Origin of the sequence: Sphingomonas faeni (assembly GCF_030817315.1) — a bacterium.
Classification (GTDB): domain Bacteria; phylum Pseudomonadota; class Alphaproteobacteria; order Sphingomonadales; family Sphingomonadaceae; genus Sphingomonas; species Sphingomonas faeni_C.
In genome coordinates this window covers 1,687,262-1,708,144 of the sequence record NZ_JAUSZF010000001.1, presented here as the reverse complement: position 1 = coordinate 1,708,144, position 20,883 = coordinate 1,687,262, and the positions used below count along the sequence as shown (strand labels likewise).

Annotated in this window: 18 protein-coding genes and 1 tRNA gene; 9 read left to right on the top strand and 10 right to left on the bottom strand. The window is 65.4% G+C overall.

What is annotated here, in order from left to right:
* Position 1 precedes the first annotated feature (1 nt).
* From QFZ54_RS07920 to QFZ54_RS07900, 5 genes are all read left to right on the top strand, one after another.
* Positions 2-1,015, top strand: a complete 1,014-nt coding sequence (locus QFZ54_RS07920) for an SDR family oxidoreductase (protein ID WP_307086060.1) — start codon at positions 2-4, stop codon at positions 1,013-1,015.
* A complete protein-coding gene (locus QFZ54_RS07915; RefSeq protein ID WP_307086059.1) occupies positions 1,012-2,064 on the top strand; it encodes a patatin-like phospholipase family protein in 1,053 nt (350 codons plus the stop codon). Before QFZ54_RS07920 ends, QFZ54_RS07915 begins: the two co-directional genes overlap by 4 nt.
* 66 nt (positions 2,065-2,130) lie before the next feature.
* Positions 2,131-3,144: a sensor histidine kinase gene (locus QFZ54_RS07910; protein ID WP_307086056.1), complete on the top strand. Its 1,014-nt coding sequence runs from the start codon at positions 2,131-2,133 to the stop codon at positions 3,142-3,144.
* Between the two features lie 236 nt (positions 3,145-3,380).
* The gene (locus QFZ54_RS07905; RefSeq protein WP_307086055.1) at positions 3,381-3,665 is read left to right on the top strand and encodes a CsbD family protein; all 285 of its coding nucleotides are present in this window, start codon (positions 3,381-3,383) and stop codon (positions 3,663-3,665) included.
* A 171-nt stretch (positions 3,666-3,836) separates the two neighbouring features.
* A complete protein-coding gene (locus QFZ54_RS07900) occupies positions 3,837-4,109 on the top strand; it encodes a hypothetical protein (RefSeq protein WP_307086053.1) in 273 nt (90 codons plus the stop codon).
* 76 nt (positions 4,110-4,185) lie between these two features.
* Here the strand turns inward: QFZ54_RS07900 and QFZ54_RS07895 are convergent, their stop codons facing one another.
* Positions 4,186-4,671: an Hsp20 family protein gene (locus tag QFZ54_RS07895; protein WP_307086051.1), complete on the bottom strand. Its 486-nt coding sequence runs from the start codon at positions 4,669-4,671 to the stop codon at positions 4,186-4,188.
* A gap of 162 nt (positions 4,672-4,833) precedes the next feature.
* A complete protein-coding gene (locus QFZ54_RS07890) occupies positions 4,834-5,238 on the bottom strand; it encodes a DUF2147 domain-containing protein (RefSeq protein ID WP_307086049.1) in 405 nt (134 codons plus the stop codon).
* A gap of 217 nt (positions 5,239-5,455) precedes the next feature.
* On the opposite strand from QFZ54_RS07890, the gene QFZ54_RS07885 reads away from it, so the two are divergent.
* Together QFZ54_RS07885 and QFZ54_RS07880 are read left to right on the top strand one after the other, a co-directional pair.
* Entirely contained in the window at positions 5,456-8,080 is a 2,625-nt protein-coding gene (locus QFZ54_RS07885) for a PAS domain-containing protein (RefSeq protein WP_307086047.1), read from the top strand.
* Between the two features lie 117 nt (positions 8,081-8,197).
* Positions 8,198-9,754 (top strand): amidase, encoded by a 1,557-nt coding sequence (locus QFZ54_RS07880; protein ID WP_307086045.1) that lies wholly within the window; start codon positions 8,198-8,200, stop codon positions 9,752-9,754.
* Positions 9,755-9,765: 11 nt separating this feature from the next.
* On the opposite strand, the gene QFZ54_RS07875 is transcribed toward QFZ54_RS07880, so the two are convergent.
* Complete coding sequence (locus QFZ54_RS07875) at positions 9,766-10,998, bottom strand: MFS transporter (protein ID WP_307086042.1); 1,233 nt, start codon at positions 10,996-10,998, stop codon at positions 9,766-9,768.
* A 487-nt stretch (positions 10,999-11,485) separates the two neighbouring features.
* Between QFZ54_RS07875 and QFZ54_RS07870 the strand changes: the two genes are divergently transcribed.
* Positions 11,486-12,751, top strand: coding sequence for an arsenic transporter (locus tag QFZ54_RS07870; RefSeq protein WP_307086041.1), 1,266 nt, complete (start codon positions 11,486-11,488; stop codon positions 12,749-12,751).
* A 23-nt stretch (positions 12,752-12,774) separates the two neighbouring features.
* On the opposite strand, the gene QFZ54_RS07865 is transcribed toward QFZ54_RS07870, so the two are convergent.
* On the bottom strand, positions 12,775-14,088 hold the full coding sequence (locus tag QFZ54_RS07865) for a metal-dependent hydrolase family protein (RefSeq protein ID WP_307086039.1): 1,314 nt from the start codon (positions 14,086-14,088) through the stop codon (positions 12,775-12,777).
* Positions 14,089-14,397: 309 nt separating this feature from the next.
* On the opposite strand from QFZ54_RS07865, the gene QFZ54_RS07860 reads away from it, so the two are divergent.
* Entirely contained in the window at positions 14,398-15,513 is a 1,116-nt protein-coding gene (locus QFZ54_RS07860; RefSeq protein ID WP_307086037.1) for a nucleoside hydrolase, read from the top strand.
* Positions 15,514-15,733: 220 nt separating this feature from the next.
* Here QFZ54_RS07860 and QFZ54_RS07855 read toward each other — a convergent pair whose 3' ends face one another.
* From QFZ54_RS07855 to mreD, 6 genes are all read right to left on the bottom strand, one after another.
* Positions 15,734-15,955 (bottom strand): hypothetical protein, encoded by a 222-nt coding sequence (locus tag QFZ54_RS07855; protein WP_307086035.1) that lies wholly within the window; start codon positions 15,953-15,955, stop codon positions 15,734-15,736.
* Between the two features lie 197 nt (positions 15,956-16,152).
* Positions 16,153-16,734 carry a hypothetical protein gene (locus QFZ54_RS07850; protein WP_307086033.1) on the bottom strand — a complete coding sequence of 194 codons (582 nt, stop codon included), beginning with the start codon at positions 16,732-16,734 and terminating at the stop codon, positions 16,153-16,155.
* 206 nt (positions 16,735-16,940) lie between these two features.
* Positions 16,941-17,016, bottom strand: a tRNA-Lys gene (locus tag QFZ54_RS07845).
* Between the two features lie 156 nt (positions 17,017-17,172).
* Entirely contained in the window at positions 17,173-18,279 is a 1,107-nt protein-coding gene (gene rodA, locus QFZ54_RS07840; RefSeq protein WP_307086031.1) for a rod shape-determining protein RodA, read from the bottom strand.
* Complete coding sequence (gene mrdA / locus QFZ54_RS07835) at positions 18,276-20,348, bottom strand: penicillin-binding protein 2 (RefSeq protein WP_307086029.1); 2,073 nt, start codon at positions 20,346-20,348, stop codon at positions 18,276-18,278. The genes rodA and mrdA overlap by 4 nt, the downstream gene beginning before the upstream one ends.
* Positions 20,345-20,875 carry a rod shape-determining protein MreD gene (gene mreD, locus QFZ54_RS07830; protein WP_307086026.1) on the bottom strand — a complete coding sequence of 177 codons (531 nt, stop codon included), beginning with the start codon at positions 20,873-20,875 and terminating at the stop codon, positions 20,345-20,347. The genes mrdA and mreD overlap by 4 nt, the downstream gene beginning before the upstream one ends.
* Positions 20,876-20,883: the final 8 nt, after the last annotated feature.

Sequence of the window (20,883 nt, the reverse complement as noted above, 5' to 3'; positions counted from 1 at the left end):
CATGGCCATCACGCTGAAACGCCTGCGCGATCAGGTCATCGTCGTCACCGGCGCGACCAGCGGCAATGGCCTCGCGATCGTCGAGGAGGCGGTAAGGCGCGGTGCCGCGGTCGTCGCGACGGCGCGTAACGAGGCGGCATTGGAGGCGCTTCGCGATCGCTTGTCCGCCGACGGGGGACGCATCGCGATCTGCGTGGCGGACGTGAGCGACATGGCGGGAGTCGAGCGGGTCGCCGCCGTCGCGATCGAAACGTTCGGCGGGTTCGACAGCTGGGTCAACAATGCTGGCACGGGCACCTACGGCACGCTCGAACAGGTGCCGGTCGCCGATCACCGCCGGGTGTTCGACGTCAATTACTTCGGCCTGTTGCACGGATCGCTCGTCGCCGCGCGGCATCTGCGCGGGCGGGGTGGCGCGATCGTCAATATCGGCTCCATCCTGAGTGATCGCGCGATCGTCGAGCAGGGCCCATATTGCGCAACCAAGCATGCGGTGCAGGCGCTGACCGATACGCTGCGGATGGAGTTGGAGCAGGAGGGGGCCCCGATCTCGGTCACGTTGATCAAGCCCGGCGCGATCGACACGCCGTTTCCTGAACATGCGCGCAACTTCATGGACCAGCCACCGCGCCTGCCGCCGCCGCTCTACGCGCCGTCGGTCGTCGCCGATGCCGTGCTGTTCGCCTGCGAGACATCGCGGCGGACGCTGTACGCGGGGGGCGGCGGTCTCGTGTCTTCACTTCTGTCGCGCGCCGCGCCGCGGTTGAGCGACAGGATCATGGAACTGGTCGGCACGACCACGCAGCAGAAGCCGGACGATCCCGGCGACCCGACGCGCCGCGACAATTTGTATGAACCGCGTGTCGATGCGTTGCGCGGAAGCCAGAACGTCCATGCGCGGACATCGAGCACCGTGTTGCAGGCGCAGAAGCTCCACCCTGCCTTTCTGATGCTCGGTGTCGTCGGCGCCGGGATCGCGGTGGCGCTCAGCCGGCCGAAACCTACCCGCCGATGACACCAGGCGTCGAAGCGGAAGAGGCCGTACGCAACTTCGACGTCGTGCTCGTCCTCAGTGGCGGCAACGCGCTCGGCGCGTTCGAGGCCGGGGTCTACGAAGCGTTGCATGACCTTGGCCTCCAACCCGACTGGATCATCGGCGCATCGATCGGTGCCATCAACGGCGCGCTGATCGCCGGTTCGGCCCCCGATCGCCGGATCGAAACCTTGCGGACGTTCTGGGCACCGGCTCGGTCGCCCGTAGCGTTCGATTTCCCTTGGCCAAGTGCGTTCGAAACGAGTCGCCGGACGAATGCGGTGGGTTGGTCCACCGCCCTCGGTCGCCCCGGGATCTTCGGGCCGATGTTGTCCGCCTTAACGCCGTGGAGCGACAACCGCCCGTCGATCTTCGAAACCAACCAGCTCGCGACAACGCTGGAGACGCTGGTCGATTTCGAGCGGCTTAACGTGGGCGCGTGCCGCTACACCGCGACCGCCGTCGATCTCGAAACCGGCGAGGACGTCGTGTTCGACAGCACCACGACGCAGATCGGACCCGAGCACATTCGCGCCAGCGCCGCGCTGCCGGTCGCGTTTCCACCGGTCGAAGTCGATGGCCGCTGGCTGGTCGACGGCGGCCTGTCCGCGAACCTGCCGCTCGACCCGGTTTTCCGCGACCCACCGTCGAGACCGACGCTGTGCATCGCGGTGGACCTGTTGCCACTCCACGGGCCGCGACCGACGACGCTTGGCGAAGCGGCCAGTCGCATGCAGGACCTGATCTTCGCCGCCCAATCCCGGCGTACCATCGAGCGGTGGCAGGTCGCCTATGCCGGCCGCGAGGACATTGCGGTGTCGCTAGTTCGGCTTGCCTATACCGAGCAGCAGGAGGAGGTCGCCGGCAAGGCGCTCGACTTTTCGCCCATTACGGTCGCGCGGCGCTGGTCCGCGGGGAAGCGGGCTGGAATGCTGGCGGTCGAAGCGATCGAAGCAGGGACGCTGTCGATCGGCGTTCCCGGTCTCAACACGGTCGAAGTCGGTAAACATCCGGTCTCGGCACGCGATTAACGTAAACCGCTCGCACTGTGTATTAGCAGCGTACCGGGCCCTTCGTTCGGACGGGGGATTGCCGAAGTGATTGCGGACGAAACTGCCGAGATACCGAAGGCGCATGCTTGGAAACCCGAGCATCTCCGCCTCGCCGTGGGTGCGGCGGGGGTCGCGCTCTGGGCCTGGAACGTCGACACCGATGGCTTCACGATGGACGAACGCGGTTTCGAGCTATGGGGCCTGCCGTGGCGTGCCGAAGTCACGTTCGAGGAATTGTCCGCGCATATCCATCCCTCCGATCGCGACCGCGTCCGATCGGCATTTGCGGCGACGCGCGCCGTGCTCGGCAGTTATGAAACCGATTTCCGGATAATGATCGGCGAAGAGGTTCGCTGGATTTCCGCGCGGGGGCAGGGTGAGGACGTCGGGATCGTCGGGCGGACGATGTTCGGAATCTTCCTCGACGTCACCGGGCGCAAGCAGGCGGAAGAGGGCAACGAACTCCTCGCCGGCGAGATGAGCCACCGCGTCAAGAACCTGCTCGCGATCGCCAGCGGCCTGACGGCGATCACCTCGCGAACCGCGCCCAATACGCAGGACATGGCGCGCGAACTGACCGAGCGGCTGAGCGCGCTGGGTCGGGCGCACGATCTCGTCCGTCCGCTGCCGGGCGGACAGGGTAATGCGGCGTTGCTCGGCGACCTGTTGTCGGTGCTGCTGGCGCCCTACGACGACATGGGTGCCTTCAAGGGGCGCATCCGTGTCGCGGTCGAACGGATGGGCGTGGGCGAGGCGGCGGCGACCGGCCTGGGACTGGTCATCCACGAACTCGCGACCAATTCGATGAAATACGGTGCGTTGTCGGCGCCGACTGGGACGCTCGACTTGTCCAGCACGGCGACCGACGACGACGTGATCCTGACCTGGCTCGAGCGCGGCGGCCCCGAAGTCGAGAGCCCGAACGCCGGCGAAGGCTTTGGCAGCAAGCTCGTGCGGCGATCGGTCGCGGGGCAACTCGGCGGCTCGATCGCGTATGAATGGTCGGCCGGTGGCGTGATCGTTACGCTCACGATGCGGCGGGACAGGCTGTCGTCGTGACGGAGTGTACCGATCCCGCCTAGTATTTTAGTACTGGGTTCGGGTGCAGGAATACTGCGGAAACATCCGCCGATCGATGGGTTATGTAGCTGTGCGATATGAGTTTCTGGTTCGTCAGGACCCGAACTTCACGAATTTGTGCGCGCCAGCGTTTTAACCAGCTGGACGAGGGTGGGATATTCCCGTCGGCTTCATCGTTTGAAGCCCCATCGTCCACTCATCGAAGGAGATCATTCATGAACACCGACACCCTCAGCGGCACGGCAACCGACACCAGCGGCAAGGTGAAGGAAACGCTTGGCGGCGCGATCGGCGACAAGTCGCTGCAGAACGAAGGCGTAGCCGATCAGCTTTCCGGTACCGTTCAGAAGACGGTTGGCCAGGCCAAGGACGTCGTCGAAGAGAACGTGCGCCCGCTGGTCGATTATGTCCGCCAGTTTTCCAAGGAGCGTCCGTTCGCCGCAGCGGCAGTCGCCGGCGTCCTCGGGATCGCCCTGATCAATACGCTTCGCGGCAAGTAAGCGGCGACGGAAGGACGACGGGATGCCGCAACATCCCGTCGTCACCATTTACCATCTCGACTTGCTCCGGTTGGAACAGGCAGAATGGTGGTGCATCGGCGCAATGTCGCCGAAACAGACGTTCCGTCCCTCGTGAGACGAACGGTCTAAACTAGAAATACGGAGCCGCGCATGGCGGATCATACCGATTACGACACCGACCTGGACTCAGATCTCGTTCTCGCGCACCGCGAACGTCGGTCCGAGCAGGACTGGGACGACGTGTGGAACAGCGACGACCGCAATCGCGAGACGCTCCACAAGATCGAGCTAGGCCTCGCGGTCATTGCCGCCGGCGTGGCGTTCGTGATCGTACGGGCGGGGTGGCTGCGGATGACATCACCACCGAAGCCCACCGTGCCGTCCGCTGGCGACATTCACGTGTGTCTGCCGACGCCGCGCTAAATATATTGCTCGAATTCGATTTTAATGTCGCGATGAAAGCAACTGCCGGCGCGCAAGCCGGCAGTCGCTTTCGATATTATGCCGCGGACCGTTCCGCCTGCTGATCTTCGATGCGATCAGCGGTCCGGTCGTTGGCTGCCGGTCCGGTAATCTCGATCCGGCGCGGCTTCATTGCTTCGGGCACCTCGCGCTTCAGGGCGATGCGCAACAGGCCATTGTCGAAGCTCGCATTCCGCACCTGCACGAAATCGGCAAGCTGGAAGCGCCGTTCGAACGCGCGCGTGGCGATCCCGCGGTGGACGAAACGGCCATCGTCACGCTCGTCGGGTTTGCGCCCGCTGACCGTCAACTGGTTGTTCTGCGCGACGATCTCGATGTCGTCGGGCCGGAACCCGGCGACCGCGAGCGTGATCTGGTAGCTGTCCTCGCTCTCGCGTTCGATATCGAACGGCGGGTAGCCATCGACCGTCTCGGTCCGCGCGGTAGCCTCCAGCAAGTCGAACAGCCGGTCGAAACCAACCGTGGACCGACGATACGGCGTAAAGTCGAAGTTCGTCCTCATATCCAAATCCTCCTCATGAGCAATCTGAGCACAAGGAGCACCGGTAAAGCCGGTGCCCTCAGTCACCGGACCGATCGACGCGTCCGGCGACCGGGGAAATAATCGCGCGATATCAGCCTTCAAGATTTGCCCGCGAAATTTTTTTCGGCTGGACCGAAGCGCCTATTTGATCCGCTTCCACGACTGCGTCTTGCAGCCGAACCCGGCGAACATGCAGCCTTCGCCGATCAGCGTGCGCGCATCGCCCTGGGTGATGGTACCGGAGACGGTCTGGCCGACATCGGGGATGAAAACCTCGCCGCTCCACCGACCGGGTTCGTCCTCGACGAAGTCACGGAACAGTTCTTCGCCGACCAGTCGATCGGCGCCGCCAGCCCGAGCGTCTTCGATCGCGGTTCGGCTGGCCCATATGACCGTGCCGCAAATCGCATCGCGACACCGCTTGAACGTGACGTGCACCGTGTTGCGCGGGTTGGCCCAGACCCCGGCGGGCGGCGACGTCCGCGCCGATGCCGGTGCTGCGATCAGCGCCATCGCCACGATCGCAGTCGAACATCTGAACAGCATGATACCTCTCACAAATCCCACCGGCTTCCAACGTACGAAGCCCCGCTTCGAGCCCCGTTTATTGCCCAGTTTATTACCTTGTCCGAACAGACTTCGCCGACTTGCGTATTGGCGGGTACCGTGTTGAATTGCCTCGTGTTGTATGTCGCAGCGTTGCGGTGACTTTGACACCATCCTAAATGTCGATCTTGACGCGACAACCGACGGGTAGACGGCCTTGACTGACACAATTGATCGCGCCGCCGAAAGCGCCCCGAAAATGACGGCGGATGCCGAGCGTATTGCGGCCGAACTGATCGCTCAGGATGTCGGGACCGATCCGTTCGTTGCGGCGGTACGCGCCACGCGGATGCCGATGATCATCACCAATCCACGCCTGCCCGACAACCCGGTCGTCTTCACCAACGACGCGTTCTGCCGGCTCAGCGGGTACAGTCGGGCGGAGATACTCGGCCGCAACTGTCGTTTCCTCCAGGGGCCGGAGACCGATCCCGCGACCATCGCGAAGATCCGCGAGGCTGTCAGACGCGTCGAATCCATCGAGATCGACATTCAGAACCACCGCGCGGACGGAGAGCGGTTCTGGAATCGCCTGCTGATGGCGCCGGTCTACGACACCGAAGGCGTGCTTGCCTATTTCTTCGCAAGCCAGGTCGATGTGACGCTGGAGCGGGATCGGCTGAAAGGTCTCGAATCGAGCAATGCATCGCTTCTGGCCGAACTGACCGACCGGTTGCGGATGCAGCAGGAACAGGAACTCGAGCTTGCGTTCACGTTGCGGGCGGCGCGTTTCGGGACGTGGAGCCTGGAGATCGCCAGCAACCGTCTGACCGCGTCCGAGACGTGCAAGGAAATATTCGGTCGACCGCTCGACGAACCCTTCACCTATGAAGACCGGCTCCAGGCGATCCACCCCGACGATCGTGCGAAAAGCACCGCCGAAGTCCTTCGCTGCGTCGACGAAGGTACCGACTATGACGTGGTCTATCGCATCTATCGCGACGGCGAATTGCGGTGGATCGCGTCACGCGGCCAGCCCTTCTTCAATACGGAAGGCGTGGCGTTGCGGATCGCGGGCGTCTCGACCGACATCACCGATCAGCGTCGCAGCGAGATCATGCGCGCCGCGCTCGTCGAATTGGCGGACGTGTTCCGCGATACCGAACAGCCGGAGGACATCTCGTTCGCGGCGGCGCGGATCATCGGCCGGACCGTCGAGGTCAGCCGCGTCGGCTACGGCGAGGTCGAACACAAAACGGAGACGATCACGATCGTTCGCGACTGGAGCGCGCCCGGCGTTAAGCCGCTCATCGGCAGCTTCGCGCTGCGCGATTACGGATCGTATATCGACGATTTGAAGCGTGGCGAGGAAGTGTGCATCGAGGATGCGCGGACCGATCCGCGGACGCAGTCCTCCGCCGTCGCGCTCGAGACGCTGGGTGCCCGCGCGCTGATCAACATGCCGATCATGGAGAACGGGCAACTCGTGGCGATGCTGTATCTCGGCAACGCATCCGAACGCCGCTGGAGGAAGGACGAGATCGGGTTCGTTCGCGAAGTCGCAGAGCGAACCCGGATCGCCACCGAGCGCCGCCGGACCGAGCAGGAGCTCGCCGCTCTCGCCGCGTCGCTGGAGCAGCAGGTCACGGACCGGACCGGCGAACTCCAGCATGCCGAGGACGCGCTGCGCCAGTCGCAGAAGATGGAGGCGGTCGGCCAGCTCACCGGGGGCGTGGCGCATGACTTCAACAATCTGCTGACCGTGATCCGATCCGCGACCGACCTGCTCAAGCGGCCGGACCTCAGCGCCGAGCGTCGCGAACGCTACGTCGACGCGATCTCCGACACCGCCGATCGCGCCGCGAAGCTCACCGGGCAGTTGCTGGCCTTCGCGCGGCGGCAAGCGCTCCAGCCCGAAGTCATCGACGTCGGGCAAAGCCTGCGCGTGATTGCCGATATGCTGGGGACGCTGACCGGATCGCGGATCGTCATCGACATCGACCTGCCCGAGACGCCACTGTTCACCAGCGTCGATCCCAGCCAGCTCGATACTGCGCTGGTGAACATGGCGGTCAATGCGCGCGACGCGATGGACGGTGCGGGACATATCCGTATCGCCGTGCGGCACGCCGAGGCCATCCCGGCGGTCCGCTCGCATCCGGCGGTGCAGGGTCGCTATGTCGCGATCTCGATGACCGACAGCGGATCGGGCATCGAGCCCGAGAAGCTGGAGCGGATTTTCGAACCGTTCTTCACGACCAAGGGCGTCGGGCAAGGCACCGGCCTTGGCCTCAGCCAGGTCTTCGGTTTTGCCAAACAGTCCGAAGGCGACATCATCGTCGAAAGCCCACCGGGCGAGGGTGCAACTTTCACGCTGTACCTGCCCGAAGTCGACGAGACCGACCGCCCGGCGGACGACGACGCTGTCCAGACGCTCGCGGACGGCCACGGCACGTGCGTGCTGGTCGTCGAGGACAACAAGGAAGTCGGTACGTTCACGACCCAGTCCCTGGCCGAACTGGGCTACGTCACGGTCTGGGCCGCCAATGCGCAGGAGGCATTGGCGGAGCTGGCGAAGGACGTATCGCGCTTCGACATCGTTTTTTCGGACGTGGTCATGCCGGGGATGAACGGCATCGAGCTCGGCAAGGCGATCCGCGCCGATTACCCGAGCCTGCCGGTGGTGCTCACCTCCGGCTACAGCAACGTCCTGGCGCAGGACGGCACGCACGGCTTCGAACTGCTCCACAAACCCTATTCGGTCGAGCAATTGTCCCGCGTACTGCGCAAGGCGGCCGGCTGGGCAAGCGCGGACCGACAGTCGGACGGCCCTTCGGAATAGGCCGCGCCACTGCGCTCACGTCCTGATGGGATCTGAGCAGGATACGCGGTGGGAAGATGCCGCTTGCGTCGATGTGCGCGACGGGACCATCTTGCGGCATCGTCTTCGGGGGGCCTCATGCGTCGTTTGTTCACTGCCATACTTCTCGCCTGTGTCGCGACACCCACGGTCGCCAGGACGGTCGCCGTCGAGGAGGTCTCGCTCGATCGGTTGAGAACGCTGATGACCGACGGCTCGGCAAGCAGCGTCGACATCACCCAGGCCTATCTCGCGCGGATCGCCGCGATGGATCGCAAGGGACCGGCGCTGCACAGCGTGATCGCGGTCAACCCCGATGCCCTTGCGCAAGCCCGGGCACTCGATGCCGAGCGCAAGGCGGGGCATGTGCGCGGTCCGCTGCACGGCATCCCGATCCTCATAAAGGACAATATCGAGACCGCGGATCCCATGCCGACGACTGCGGGCAGTCTGGCGTTGCGCGACAACATGACCCGCCGGGACGCGCCGATGGTCGCCTATCTGCGGCGTGCGGGTGCGGTCATCCTCGGCAAGACCAACTTGTCGGAATGGGCCAATATCCGCTCGACCCATTCGATGAGCGGCTGGAGCGCGGTCGGTGAGCTGGTGCGCAATCCGTATGCGCTGGACCGCACCGCGTGCGGTTCCTCGTCTGGATCGGGCGCCGCCGTCGCCGCGAGTTTTGCCGCGGCGGCTGTGGGCACCGAGACCGACGGATCGGTCGTGTGCCCGTCGTCGTTGAACGGGCTGGTCGGTTTCAAGCCGTCGATCGGCCTGGTCAGTCGTACGCACGTCGTGCCGATCAGCCACAGCCAGGATACGCCGGGGCCGATGGCGCGCAGCGTGACCGATGTCGCGATCCTGTTGTCGGGCATGGTCGGCGCGGACCCGGCGGACCGCGTGACGGCGGCTGCGGTGACCAAGGATTATGCCTCGGGGCTCTCGGCCAACGCACTGTCCGGCATCCGAGTCGGCGTCGTCCGGCCCGACACCATGTCCGCGGATCTCACCGTCCGCTACGATGCGGCGCTGGACGTCCTGCGTGCAGCGGGCGCCGTGCTGGTCGAGGTGAAGACACCGAAGCTGGCCGGCCTCGGCGAAGCGGAACTCATGGTCCTGAAAACCGAACTCAAGGCCGACCTGAACACCTATCTCGCCACCACGCCACCGGCGGTCCAGACCAAGACGCTGAGCGCGGTGATCGCGTTCAACCGCGCGAACGCCGCGACCGAGATGCCGTTCTTCGCGCAGGAATTGTTCGAGGATGCGGACAAGACCAAGGGGCTCGACGATCCCGCGTACAAGACCGCGCGCGCGACGTCGCTTCGGCTGGCCGGTGCACAGGGGATCGACGCGATGCTGCGCGCGGCGGGCGCGCAGATCCTCGTTGAGCCGACCTACGACGCGGCGTGGCTGAGCGATCCGGTATACGGCGATACCTATGGCGGACCCTCTGCCGCGACGCTGCCCGCGGTCGCCGGCTATCCGCATCTGACCGTCCCGATGGGATTGGTGCGGGGGCTACCCGTCGGCCTGTCGTTCATCGCCACCAAGGACGCGGACGAGACCGTGCTGGGTGCCGGCTATGCCTATGAACAGCGCGCCAAGGCCAGATCAGCGCCGCGGTATCTGCCGAGCATCGCGGTCGACCGGTAAGGCGAGGGGGCTTACCCGGCCTTCCGCTTCGTCTCGGGCATCGCGAAGACATAGAGCGCAAAGCCCGCGCCCGCGATCGCGGCCAGCGTCAGGAAGCTCACGCTGTATCCCGCCCAGACGATGATCGCGCCGGCCAACGTCGCGGACAATGCCGCGCCCAGACCTTGCGCGCTGGCGACTGCACCCTGGCTGACGTTGAAACGTCCGGTGCCCTTGGTCAGGTCGGCGATCACGACCGGGAACAGCGCACCGAAGATACCCGCGCCGATACCGTCGAGTGCCTGCACGCCGACCAGCCACCACGGATTGTCCGACACGGTGTACAGCGCACCGCGCGCCGCGAGGAACGCGAACGCAACGAGGAATAGCGGCTTGGTGCCCCATTTCTCGGTGTTCCGGCCGACCACGATCGCGACCGGTACCATCACCAGCTGCGCCGCGACGATGCATGCGGCGGTGAGCGACGTCGCCTGATCCTTGCCGACGGTGCGCGCCAGCAACTGGCTGACCGACGTCAACATCGCGGCATTGGCGAGGTGGAACAGGAACGCCGTCGCCGCGAAGATCATCAGCGGCGTATTCTCGACGAGCGCCTTCCACCCGCTCGGCTCTTCGCAATCGTCCTCGGGCTCGCAATCGAGTCCACGAGCGACCGCGTTGTCGATGTCGTCGTTCCGGATGCGCGACGCGGTCACGATGCTCGCTACGGTCAGCGCGCCCATTAGGTAGAAGACGACAACCGGTCCGAACTTCCACGCGAGCACGCCCGCCAGCGCTGCCGACACCGCATTGCCCGCGTGGTTGAACGCTTCGTTGCGACCGACGCGCTTGGCGAACAATTTGGGCCCGACCAGTCCGAGCGTGATCGCCGAGATCGCCGGGGCGAATACCGCACCAGCGATCGCCGCGATCGACTGGGTGATGGCGACGGCGGTGAACCCGCTCACGATCGGCAATGAGACGCTGCTCAGCGTAACGAGCAAAGCAGCGATCATCACGATCCGCGGCTTGTTCCTGCTGCGATCGATCAGGCCGCCCGCGGGTGTTTGCGAGATCAGGCCGACGATTCCGGCGATCGTCAGGATCATGCCCACCGTTGCCTCGTTCCAGCCATGCGCGGGCCCACGCACCGCGACGAGGTAGATTGCCAGGTACGGCCCAAGCCCGTCGCGGACGTCGGCCAGGAAGAAGTTCAGCGCGTCGAGCGTCTTGTTCGGCGCGGATGCCGTGTCCGTCGTGGCCATGAGAATATCCTGAAAGTCGGTGTCGTTGGAACCGGCGCCGCACGGAAACCCCGCCGCCCATCGGGCCGCTAAAGCTGTGGAGCGGTGACAAAGTTTCCGCGCTGCCGAAATTTCGTTCGGCTCGATAATCCCTAATGATGTCAAAAGCTAAACCGAAACTGAACCAGCCGGTTAAGTCGCGAAACATGACGCTATTGTCACGGAACGATCGGTGCCCAGTCTCGCTATGGGCGGCATGTGCCGATCATCTGTCGAACGACTTGAACAGCATTCAACGACAGGAATGCTGACCCGGATTTACTTCGCGATGTGCGCGCAGCAGATGACACGGGTCGCAGCGACATTCGCGCTGTGGACCGCAGCTATCGGCACTGTATCGGATTGGCTCCGGCGCAACGCGGACCCAACAGGAACGGACTCGATTGGTGAACCCCGCAATGACCGAACCTGCACGCTGCGCCCCAGCCCCAGCCCCGGTAACCGCTGCATGAGCGTGTTGCCGACGCTCGCCACCTACGCGATCTGGCTGATCTGCCTCGTCGCGACGATTGGCGTGATCACGCGCCCGTTCAAGCTGCCCGAGGCGGTGTGGGCTGTAACCGGCGCGGCGCTGTTGCTGTTGTTCGGGCTGATGCCAGTCAGCGACGCGTGGGCCGCAGTCCTGAAGGGCGGCGACGTCTACCTGTTCCTGATCGGCATGATGCTGCTCTCCGAAATCGCGCGGGAGCAGGGGCTGTTCGACTGGGTCGCCGAACACGCCGTCAGGCTGGCGAACGGATCGACCAGCCGCCTGTTCGCGCTCGTCTTCGGCGTCGGCATCGTCGTCACGACCTTCCTCTCGAACGATGCGACCGCGGTGGTGCTGACGCCTGCCGTCTATGCCGCGGCAAAGAGGGCGAAGGCCGATCCGCTGCCGATGCTGTTCGCCTGCGCGCTTGTCGCCAATGCGGCGAGTTTCGTGCTGCCGATCTCCAATCCGGCGAACCTCGTTCTGTACGGTGGCGCGATGCCGTCGCTCGGTGCGTGGATGGCGTCGTTCGCCCTGCCGTCGCTGCTGTCGATCGGCGTGACGTTCCTGATCCTCCGCTGGGTCGAGCGCGAGCGGCTGGCGGGCAAGTGCGAGACGCTCGTCGAGACCAGCACTCTGTCGCCCGGCGGCAAGATCGCGCTTGGCGGCATCGTCGCGACGGCGGTGGTGCTGATCGTCGCGTCAGCCAAGGGGCTGGATCTCGGCCTGCCGACCTGCATCGCCGGCATCGCGACGATGGTCGCGATCTGCATCGGTCGGCGGCGGTCGCCGGTCGAGACGTTGCGGTCGGTATCCTGGGCGGTCCTGCCACTCGTCGCCGGCCTGTTCGTCCTGGTCGAGGCCTTGGCGAGCACGGGCGTCATCGCGATGCTGGCCCGCTGGCTCGCCGACGGCGCTGCCGGATCGCCGACGACGACCGCCGGCGTCGCGGGGACGATCCTGGCGTTCGGATCGAACCTGATGAACAACCTGCCAGCCGGCCTGATCGCCAGCACCACGCTGCAACAGGCGCACGTCCCGCAGATCGTCACCGACGGCTTGCTGATCGGCGTAGACCTGGGGCCGAACCTGTCGATCACCGGCTCGCTCGCCACGATATTGTGGCTGACCGCGATCCGCCGCGAGGGCGAGGATGTAGGCTTCTGGCGGTTCCTGAAAGTCGGCGCGGTGGTGATGCCGCCCGCGCTGTTCGCCGCCCTCGGCGCGCGCCTGCTTATAGGCTGATCGCGCGCGCGGACGGTGGCCGATCAGATGCCGGCCGCCGATGTCTTCGCGACCGTCCCACGGTGCATGACGAACTCGACGTGTTCGAGCCGCGTGACGTCCTGCAGCGGGGAGCCTGTCACCGCGATGATGTCCGCGGTCTTGCCCGGCGCGAGTGTGCCGATGTCGTCGCGCCCGAGAAGGTCCGCTGCACCCACCGTGGCGGCGGCGATCGCCTGTGTCGGGGTAAGCCCGTTCCTGACCATCAGCGCGAATTCGGTCGCGTTGTCGCCGTGCTTCGACACGCCCGTATCCGTCCCGAACGCGATCTTGACCCCCGCGCTATAAGCACGGCTGTGGTTGGCCGCCATCGCTGCGGCCGCTGCCTCCGCCTTGACGATCGTCGCTGGCGGCAACGCACCGCCGCGCGCCTGGGCCAGTGCCGCGACGGGAGCGATCTCGGTCGGCACTAGATATGCGCCCTTGGTCTTGAACAGACGGATCGTCTCGTCGTCGAGGAAGGTGCCGTGCTCGATCGAGTCCACCCCGGCCTCCAGCGCGGCCTTGGTGCCCTCCGCCGCATGGCTGTGCGCGGCGACCTTGCGGCCGAGTGCATGCGCCGTCTCGATGATCGCGCGCATTTCCTCCGGCGTCATCGCGCGGCCGAGACCACCGCTGACGTTCGACAACACGCCGCCAGTCGCCGCGAACTTGATGACGCGCGCGCCCAGTGCAACCTGCGCCCGCACGGCGCGGCGGCAATCGTCGGGGCCGTCGCACAGGTTCATTTCCTTCGCGTGCACCATGTCCGCGAACTCCTCGGCCAACCCGTTGCCGCCGTCGCCGTGCCCGCCCGTCACCGAGATCATCTCGCCGGCATTGGTGATGCTCGGCCCTTCGACCGCCCCAGCATCGATCGCGTCGCGCAGCGCCCTGATACCGCGTGGATCGCCGCCCAGATCACGTACAGAGGTGAAGCCCGCCGCCAGCGTCGTGCGCGCATTGGCGACCGCGGTCATCTCGTCGTCGAACCGGTCGCGGTTGAGCGCCTCCAGTCGCGCGCGCATCGGATCGCCGCCGATACCCCAGAGATGGACGTGCATGTCGACCATTCCGGGCAGCACGAACGCGGTGCGCAGGTCGATCAGCCTCGCCCCCTGCTCCGGCACGACGAAGCCATCGCGCAGTTCGACGATCTTGCCGTCGCGAATGATGATCGTGGTGTTGCCGCGCGGCGCCTGGCCGGGCCGGTCGAGCACCGTGCCTGCCTGGATATAGGTCGTGGTCGATGGCTTGCCCTGCGCCAGTGCCGGAACCGCGACGATTGCCGTCAGCCCGATCATCAATGCCCTGATCATCACATATTCCCCCTTTTGATACGTGATGCTCGCCGATGCGCGACACGGCGGCAAGAGGGCATCGATCTATCTTCGAAATGGGGCGAGCAGCCGCGTGGCAGACTGCGCTGCGACGATCGGTAGCGAAATACGGACTCGGCGGCTGCAAGGACCCCGCCGGCCCAACAGGAAAGTAGCGATCGCGTGCGCGACCTGCCGATCACGCTGGACAAGGTGCTGATCTGATCGGAAAGCATACCGGCTGCGTCCACTATCGCCTCCAGGAACCGGCGTGACGGGCGTTCCGATCTGGCAGGGAAGAGTTGCGCGATGGCCTTTCGTTTCGTCTCCGCGGCATGCTTCGTCGCGCTGCTTTCTCTCGCAACGCCTGTCGCCACCGTAGCGAAAGAGGCGCCTACCAAGCGGCTCGTCCTGATCGATGACGACATCGTCGGACTGAACGGCGCGCCCGCGTTGCTGCTTCAGGCACCCGATGTCGAGGTGCTGGGGATCACCACGACCAGCGGGTCGGTCTGGCGCGATACCGCCACGGCCTATGCGCTGCGGACCGTCGAGATCCTTGGGCGAACCGACGTGCCGGTAGTGCCGGGCGCGACCTATCCGCTGCTCAACACGCAGGAGTCGACCAAGCGGTGGGAAGGGCTGTACGGACGGCTCGAGTTCAAGGGACCCTGGACCGAGCCTGCGTCCGGCGGTTCGCCCGGTACGCCGTCGCCTTCGGTCGTGCCCAGCCTGCCGATCGGCGATCCCGTCACCAAGCCTTCCAGCGAGATCGCCGCCGCGTTCCTTGTCCGGATGGTCCGCGCGCATCCGCACCAGATCACGCTGTTCGCCACCGGCCCGATGACCAACATCGCGCTCGCGCAAAGCCTCGACCCGAGCTTCGCCGCGAACGTGAAGGAACTGGTCTACATGGGCGGCAGTCTCAATCCGCAGCAGACTCTCGGCACGCCGGCGGCCGCTGCGTTCGCACGCGAGTTCGTCAACACGCCGCGACGCGAGTTCAACATCCGTTGGGATCCCGAAGCGGCGCGAATCATGGCGCACGGCGCGTGGCCGAAGGTGACGATGGTCCCGATCGACCCGTCGACCGGCACGCAGTGGACGCGCGGTTTTCTCGACAGCTTGAGGTCCGCGCATACCGCGCTGACCGACACGCTCCAGACCGGGCTCGAGCCGGGGTTTCCGATATGGGACGAGATTGCCGCGATGGTCTGGCTGGAGCCCGCGATCGTCACGCGTGCCGAGACGCTCTACATCGATTTCGACACGAACCAGACCGCCGGATACGGCGATACGCTGTCGTGGCACGAGGCGTACCGGCCGCATCTCGGCGAACGCGCCCAGACCGTCGTGCTCAGTATCGATCGCGTGAAGATGGAGGCGACGATGCGCGCACTCTACAAACGACCTTTAAAGCGTTGACCGTTGGCACGGTGACAGTTCGCGTTTCGGTGAATGTGAATGTCTGCGCTGGCGGTGATAACACCGGGCGCAGGCGACCGCTTAGGCGGAATAGGATGGCGTGAAGTCAAGCCATCGTAAAGAAGAAGTACGAGTAGAGACTACGCTTTACGGGTCGCTCCGAGGATCATCTCGTCGCCGGCAAGAGGATGGGCCGGTGCGTTAACACCGGCCCAGACAGTCAGTTGCTGTCCGAATCGTCGTCATTTTCTTTGTCGATGATCAGATATGCAACGCCGGCGATGATGCCTGCACCGATGACGAGCGGAACGATGCTCTGACCAGCAAGGTTGCTGGACTTCTTGGTCGACGTGCCTGCACGCGTTGCGGGAGCCAGCGAGAGCGACCCCGCCGAGTTCGCGCCGACGGGTGCTGCGGTGGCTGCAACCGGCATCGCGGTCATTGCGATGGCCGAAGCGCCCAGAATCCATGTTTTAATCATAAGTCACTCTCTCATGTACGAGCCGGTTCGGCCGCCTCGCCACAACGGTTTTGCCGGCTGATGGTTCCTTCCGCCGGCAAATGTCACGCTCGTGCAGCGCGGTGACGCGCGACATATATTGCACATTGATACAGTAACTGGCCTCCTCGAACGACGGCTCAGTCCTGTGACGTCCGCCACGCGCGTAGAGCGTCGTCATACGCGCGACGCGTTTTGTTCAGCGTGTCTTCCGCGTCCTGCAATCCCGCGGATCGTTCCTGCTCCAACGCGCGTCGCTCCCGCGCAAGCGCCGCTTCGCGCTTGACCAGATCCCTCGTCTTTCGGTCGAAATCCGCCTTCAGCGCGTCGAGAGCCTCTTCAGCGGCATCAATCTCGTCACGTTTGGGCTTCGGTTTGGGCGGCGGTTTGGGTTTCGGCTTCGATACCGTTTTCGGTTTCGACCGAGGCCCATCCTCCGTGGCAGGTTCGGCATCGACCGGTTTTGCACGCGTCGTTGGTTCGGGCAGTGCGGCAATCTGTTCCGCCGTCGTCCCGCGAGAATGCTTCACGACCGTACCGGGAGAGGACAGCGGCTCCGCCATCAACGCCGGGTCGGTGACCAGCTCCGCAATCCCACGCGCGAACAGGTCCCGTTCGCTTCCCCAGGCCTCCAGCGCCGCCTTCTGGCTCGGTGCGGCGACATACGCATCGTAGAAGCCGGCAACGGTGCGATACACCTTCAGTTTCTGCGCGCGCGCCATACCCGCCGATAGCGCGCCGGCGAAGTGATCGGAAGTCGTTCGTCGGAGATCCTGAGGAAGGCCTCTTCGCATACGGATCGCCGCACTCTTGAGTATGCGCGGAGATAGAACAGAGGCTCGGCTCAAATGCAGGCTGGAATATCTCCACTGCGAAGCAAGCCCACATCACGGCTGCCAGTGCACGGTCGATCCGACAATTTGGAGAATGGTGGACGCACTTGGGCTCGAACCAAGGACCCGCTGATTAAGAGTCAGCTGCTCTACCAACTGAGCTATGCGTCCATTCCGGGGCGGTTTTGAGTGGCGCCCTGGTGTGGCGCCCCGCTGCTGGAGGCGCGCTGTTAGCAGACTCATCGGGGGCCGCAACCCCCTTTTCGTCGATCCGAGTCCGTTTTCGTCGATCGAGCCGCTTTTTCGCGAATTAAGTCGGTTTTCGCCTCACCAGCCGACCGTCTTGCGGTTCTGGCGGTCGATCGACATCAGGACGCCGAGGCACAGCAGCACCGTCATCTGCGCCGAACTGCCGAAGCTCACCAGCGGCAACGGGATGCCGACGACGGGGGCCAGGCCCATCACCATCATCAGGTTGATCGCGACGTAGAAGAAGATCGTCGTCGACAGGCCCGCCGCCGTGAGCCGGCCGAAGCGAGTCTGCGCGCGCTGGCCGACCTCGATCCCCCAACGGATCACCAGCAGGAAGGCGAGGATCAGCAGGCAGCCGCCGACCAGCCCCCATTCCTCCGCCATCGTCGCGAAGACGAAATCGGTATGGCCTTCGGGAAGATAGTCGAGGTGGCTCTGCGTGCCTTGCAGGAAGCCCTTGCCCCACATACCGCCCGAGCCGATCGCGATCTTCGACTGGCTGATGTGATAACCGGTGCCGAGCGGGTCGCTCTCGGGATCGAGGAAGATCAGGATGCGGTTGCGCTGGTAATCGTGCAGCGCGAAGTTGATCGCGAGCGGGATCGCGACCGCGGCCCCGATCGCGCCGCCGACGAACAGCCGCAGCGGGACGCCGGCAAGGAACATCACCGTCGCACCGCCCGCACAGATCATCAGCGCGGTGCCGAGGTCGGGCTGTTTCATCACGATCGCCGCGGGCACGGCGATCAACAGAGCGGCGGGCCAGACGCCACCGAACCGGCGCGTCTCGCCGGGCGGGAGCATGTCGTAGAATTTTGCGACCGCCAGCACGATCGCAGGTTTCATGAACTCGGACGGCTGGAGGCGGATGAAGCCGAGATCGAGCCACCGCTGCGATCCGCCCGAAACCTTGCCGAGGATCTCGACCGCGATCAGCGACAGCACGATCAGCGTGTAGGCAGGCAGCGCGGCCGCCTTCCAGGTGCGCTCGGGGATGTAAGAGAGCCCGATCGCCCCCGCGAGCAGAACGAAGAAGCGGACACCTTGTGATAGCGCCCAGGGCTTGAGCGAGCCGCCGGCCGCGGAATAGAGTACGACCTGCCCGAAACAGCCGATCGCGACGACCAGCAGGAGAACGCGCCACGGCAGCTTGGCGAGCGGCTCTGGAACGATGCGGTTCATTGCTGGCGATCCCGGGACTCGTCCTCGGCGACCGTGTTGCCCGGGGTCGTGAGGGCTTCCTGCGTGGCGTTGGCCATGTTGGTGGCGTTCTCGACGGCAGGGGCGTCGCTCGGCACCGTGGCGTCGGTCTTGGTGGCGATGGCGGCCGGCGGGGCGGACTGCGCCTTGCGATAGGCGTCGGCGGTCGCCGCCATGCGGGTGCGGATGTCGCCGCCCCAGGTCGGTTCGACCTCGGCGAGCGACTTCAGCGCGCGCTCGCGGTCGAGCATGTAGGTCATGATGTCGCGGCCGATCATCGGTGTGTCGAGGTTGCGCACGGTGTGGCCGTTATGCTCGAGCACGACCGCCAGCGCATACCGCGGGTTGTCGGCTGGCGCGAAGCCGATGAACAGCGCATGGTCGCGCATCTTGAACGGCAGCTGCCCGTTCTTGAGCACGCCCGAACGGCGCTCCGCCATCGTGATGCGGCGGACCTGCGCGGTGCCGGTCTTGCCCGCGATCGCGACGCCCGGGATCAGCAGCTTGGCCGCGCCGCCGGTACCACCCTGGTTGATCACCCCGAACATCGCGTCGCGGACGCGCGCGAGATGCTCGGAATCGATCGCGAGGGCAGGGGAGTCGCGGTGGACGTGGTCCGCGAGGATGCTCGGCTGCAACGCGCGGCCCGACGCGAGCCGTGCCGCCATCACCGCGAGCTGCAGCGGGTTGGCGAGCACATAGCCCTGGCCGATCGACGCGTTGAGCGAATCCGCGACCGTCCAGTCGTGCTTGTATTTCTTCAGCTTCCACGCCGGGTCGGGTACCGTCCCATATCGCTGCGTCGAGAAGGGCAGGTCGAACTTCTGCCCCATTCCCAGGACGCGCGCGACCGGCGCGATCGCGTTGTATCCGACCCGCCGTGCCATCTCGTAGAAATAGATGTCGCAGCTCTGCATGATCGCGTTCTTGAGATCGAGCGGACCATGGCCGCTCTTCTTGTGGCAATGGAACACGCTGGTCCCGAGCCGCATCGCGCCCGAACAGTTGATGCGCGTCGACGGATCGACGCCCGCGTTCATCAGCGCGAGGCCGTTCATCGGCTTGACAGTCGAGCCCGGCGGATACAGCCCCTGCGTCACCTTGTTCATCAGCGGCACGTGATCGTCGTCGCTCAGCATCTGCCATTCGAGATGGCTGATCCCGTCCGAAAAGCTGTTCGGATCATAGGCCGGCATCGACACCATCGCGAGCATCTCGCCGGTTCGGGTGTCGAGTACCACGACCGATCCCGAGTTGGTGCCGAGACGCCGCGCTGCATATTCTTGCAAGCCAGCGTCGATCGTCAGCCGTGCGGTCTTGCCCGGCACGTCCGGTTTCGTCGCGAGCTCGGCGACCAGCTTGCCGCGCGCGGTGACCTCGACGCGCTTGGCCCCGGCGACGCCGCGGAGTTCATCCTCCAGCATCTTTTCCAACCCGTCCTTGCCGAGCTTGAAGCCAGGCGTGACGAGCAGCGGGTCGCGGGTCTTCTTATACTGTTCGGCGTTGGGCACGCCGACATAGCCGGTCAAATGCGCGACCGCGGCGCCCGCCGGATAGCTGCGCGCGAACCCGCGCGTCGGCGCGACGCCCGGCAGCTCGGGCAGGCGGACGCTGACCGCGGCGAACCGCTCCCAGTCAAGATTCTCCGCGACCTGGACGGGCTGGAACCCGGCGGCGTGTTCCAGGTCGATCGCGATCCGCTCGACTTCCTCGGGCGGCAATTGGAGGATGCGGCCGAGCAGCGGCAGCACGCGCTCCTTGTCGCGCAGGCGGTCGGGGATGATGTCGACGCGGAAATCGGTGCGGTTGTTGGCGATCGGCACGCCGTGGCGGTCGATGATCCAGCCGCGGCGGGGCGGCAACAGCGTCATGTTGACGCGGTTGCTCTCCGACAACATCGTGTAGCGCTCGTTCTGCGCGATCGACAGCCACGCCATCCGCCCGGCGAGCATCAGCCCGACGCCGCCTTGCGCCGCGCCCAGCATCCACGCGCGGCGCGAGAAGCTATACGCCTGCGACATCTCGGTGACGATGCGCGGGGTGTTCCTCATTCGGCGCCGCGCTTGTTCTGGATCGCCGCGACGATGCGGGCCGCGAGCGGAAACATCAGGATCGTGACCGCGATCTGCGCGATCAGGATCGTGTCGACATGCGCGCCGACCGGCACTGCGATGAAGCGCCCGACCAGGATGCACGCCGCGATCAGCCCGCCGGCGATCAGCCAGTCCTGCCAATAGTCGCGAAAGGCGAGGCGTTGCTCGATCATGTCGATCGCGACGAACGCGAGCGACCACATCAGCACCGCGCTGCCCAGCGGCTGGCCGCTGACGAGATCGTCGAAGAAGCCGAGCGGCGCTGCGGCCCAGGGCCGGAACGCGAACCGCGCGAGCAGCCGCCACGCGAGGAGCATGACGAACCCGAACGGCGGGAGCAGCGGGATCGTCGCGACCACCGGGATGATCGTGATCAGCGATCCGGCCATCACCGTCGCCCAGGGGATCGCGCGCGATCGGCCGGCGGGGATCTTGGTCTCGAACGGCTTGTAATCGACGCTATCGACGATGCGGGCCCTGCTCATGGTAATGC

Coding starts and splice junctions, on each gene's coding strand:
- QFZ54_RS07850 (WP_307086033.1), bottom strand. CDS start 16,734: ATGGCGCGCGCGCAGAAACTGAAGGTGTATCGCACCGTTGCCGGCTTC.
- QFZ54_RS07920 (WP_307086060.1), top strand. CDS start 2: ATGGCCATCACGCTGAAACGCCTGCGCGATCAGGTCATCGTCGTCACC.
- QFZ54_RS07860 (WP_307086037.1), top strand. CDS start 14,398: ATGGCCTTTCGTTTCGTCTCCGCGGCATGCTTCGTCGCGCTGCTTTCT.
- QFZ54_RS07870 (WP_307086041.1), top strand. CDS start 11,486: ATGAGCGTGTTGCCGACGCTCGCCACCTACGCGATCTGGCTGATCTGC.
- QFZ54_RS07895 (WP_307086051.1), bottom strand. CDS start 4,671: ATGAGGACGAACTTCGACTTTACGCCGTATCGTCGGTCCACGGTTGGT.
- QFZ54_RS07855 (WP_307086035.1), bottom strand. CDS start 15,955: ATGACCGCGATGCCGGTTGCAGCCACCGCAGCACCCGTCGGCGCGAAC.
- QFZ54_RS07865 (WP_307086039.1), bottom strand. CDS start 14,088: ATGATCAGGGCATTGATGATCGGGCTGACGGCAATCGTCGCGGTTCCG.
- QFZ54_RS07905 (WP_307086055.1), top strand. CDS start 3,381: ATGAACACCGACACCCTCAGCGGCACGGCAACCGACACCAGCGGCAAG.
- QFZ54_RS07890 (WP_307086049.1), bottom strand. CDS start 5,238: ATGCTGTTCAGATGTTCGACTGCGATCGTGGCGATGGCGCTGATCGCA.
- mrdA (WP_307086029.1), bottom strand. CDS start 20,348: ATGAGGAACACCCCGCGCATCGTCACCGAGATGTCGCAGGCGTATAGC.
- QFZ54_RS07915 (WP_307086059.1), top strand. CDS start 1,012: ATGACACCAGGCGTCGAAGCGGAAGAGGCCGTACGCAACTTCGACGTC.
- rodA (WP_307086031.1), bottom strand. CDS start 18,279: ATGAACCGCATCGTTCCAGAGCCGCTCGCCAAGCTGCCGTGGCGCGTT.
- QFZ54_RS07900 (WP_307086053.1), top strand. CDS start 3,837: ATGGCGGATCATACCGATTACGACACCGACCTGGACTCAGATCTCGTT.
- QFZ54_RS07875 (WP_307086042.1), bottom strand. CDS start 10,998: ATGGCCACGACGGACACGGCATCCGCGCCGAACAAGACGCTCGACGCG.
- QFZ54_RS07880 (WP_307086045.1), top strand. CDS start 8,198: ATGCGTCGTTTGTTCACTGCCATACTTCTCGCCTGTGTCGCGACACCC.
- mreD (WP_307086026.1), bottom strand. CDS start 20,875: ATGAGCAGGGCCCGCATCGTCGATAGCGTCGATTACAAGCCGTTCGAG.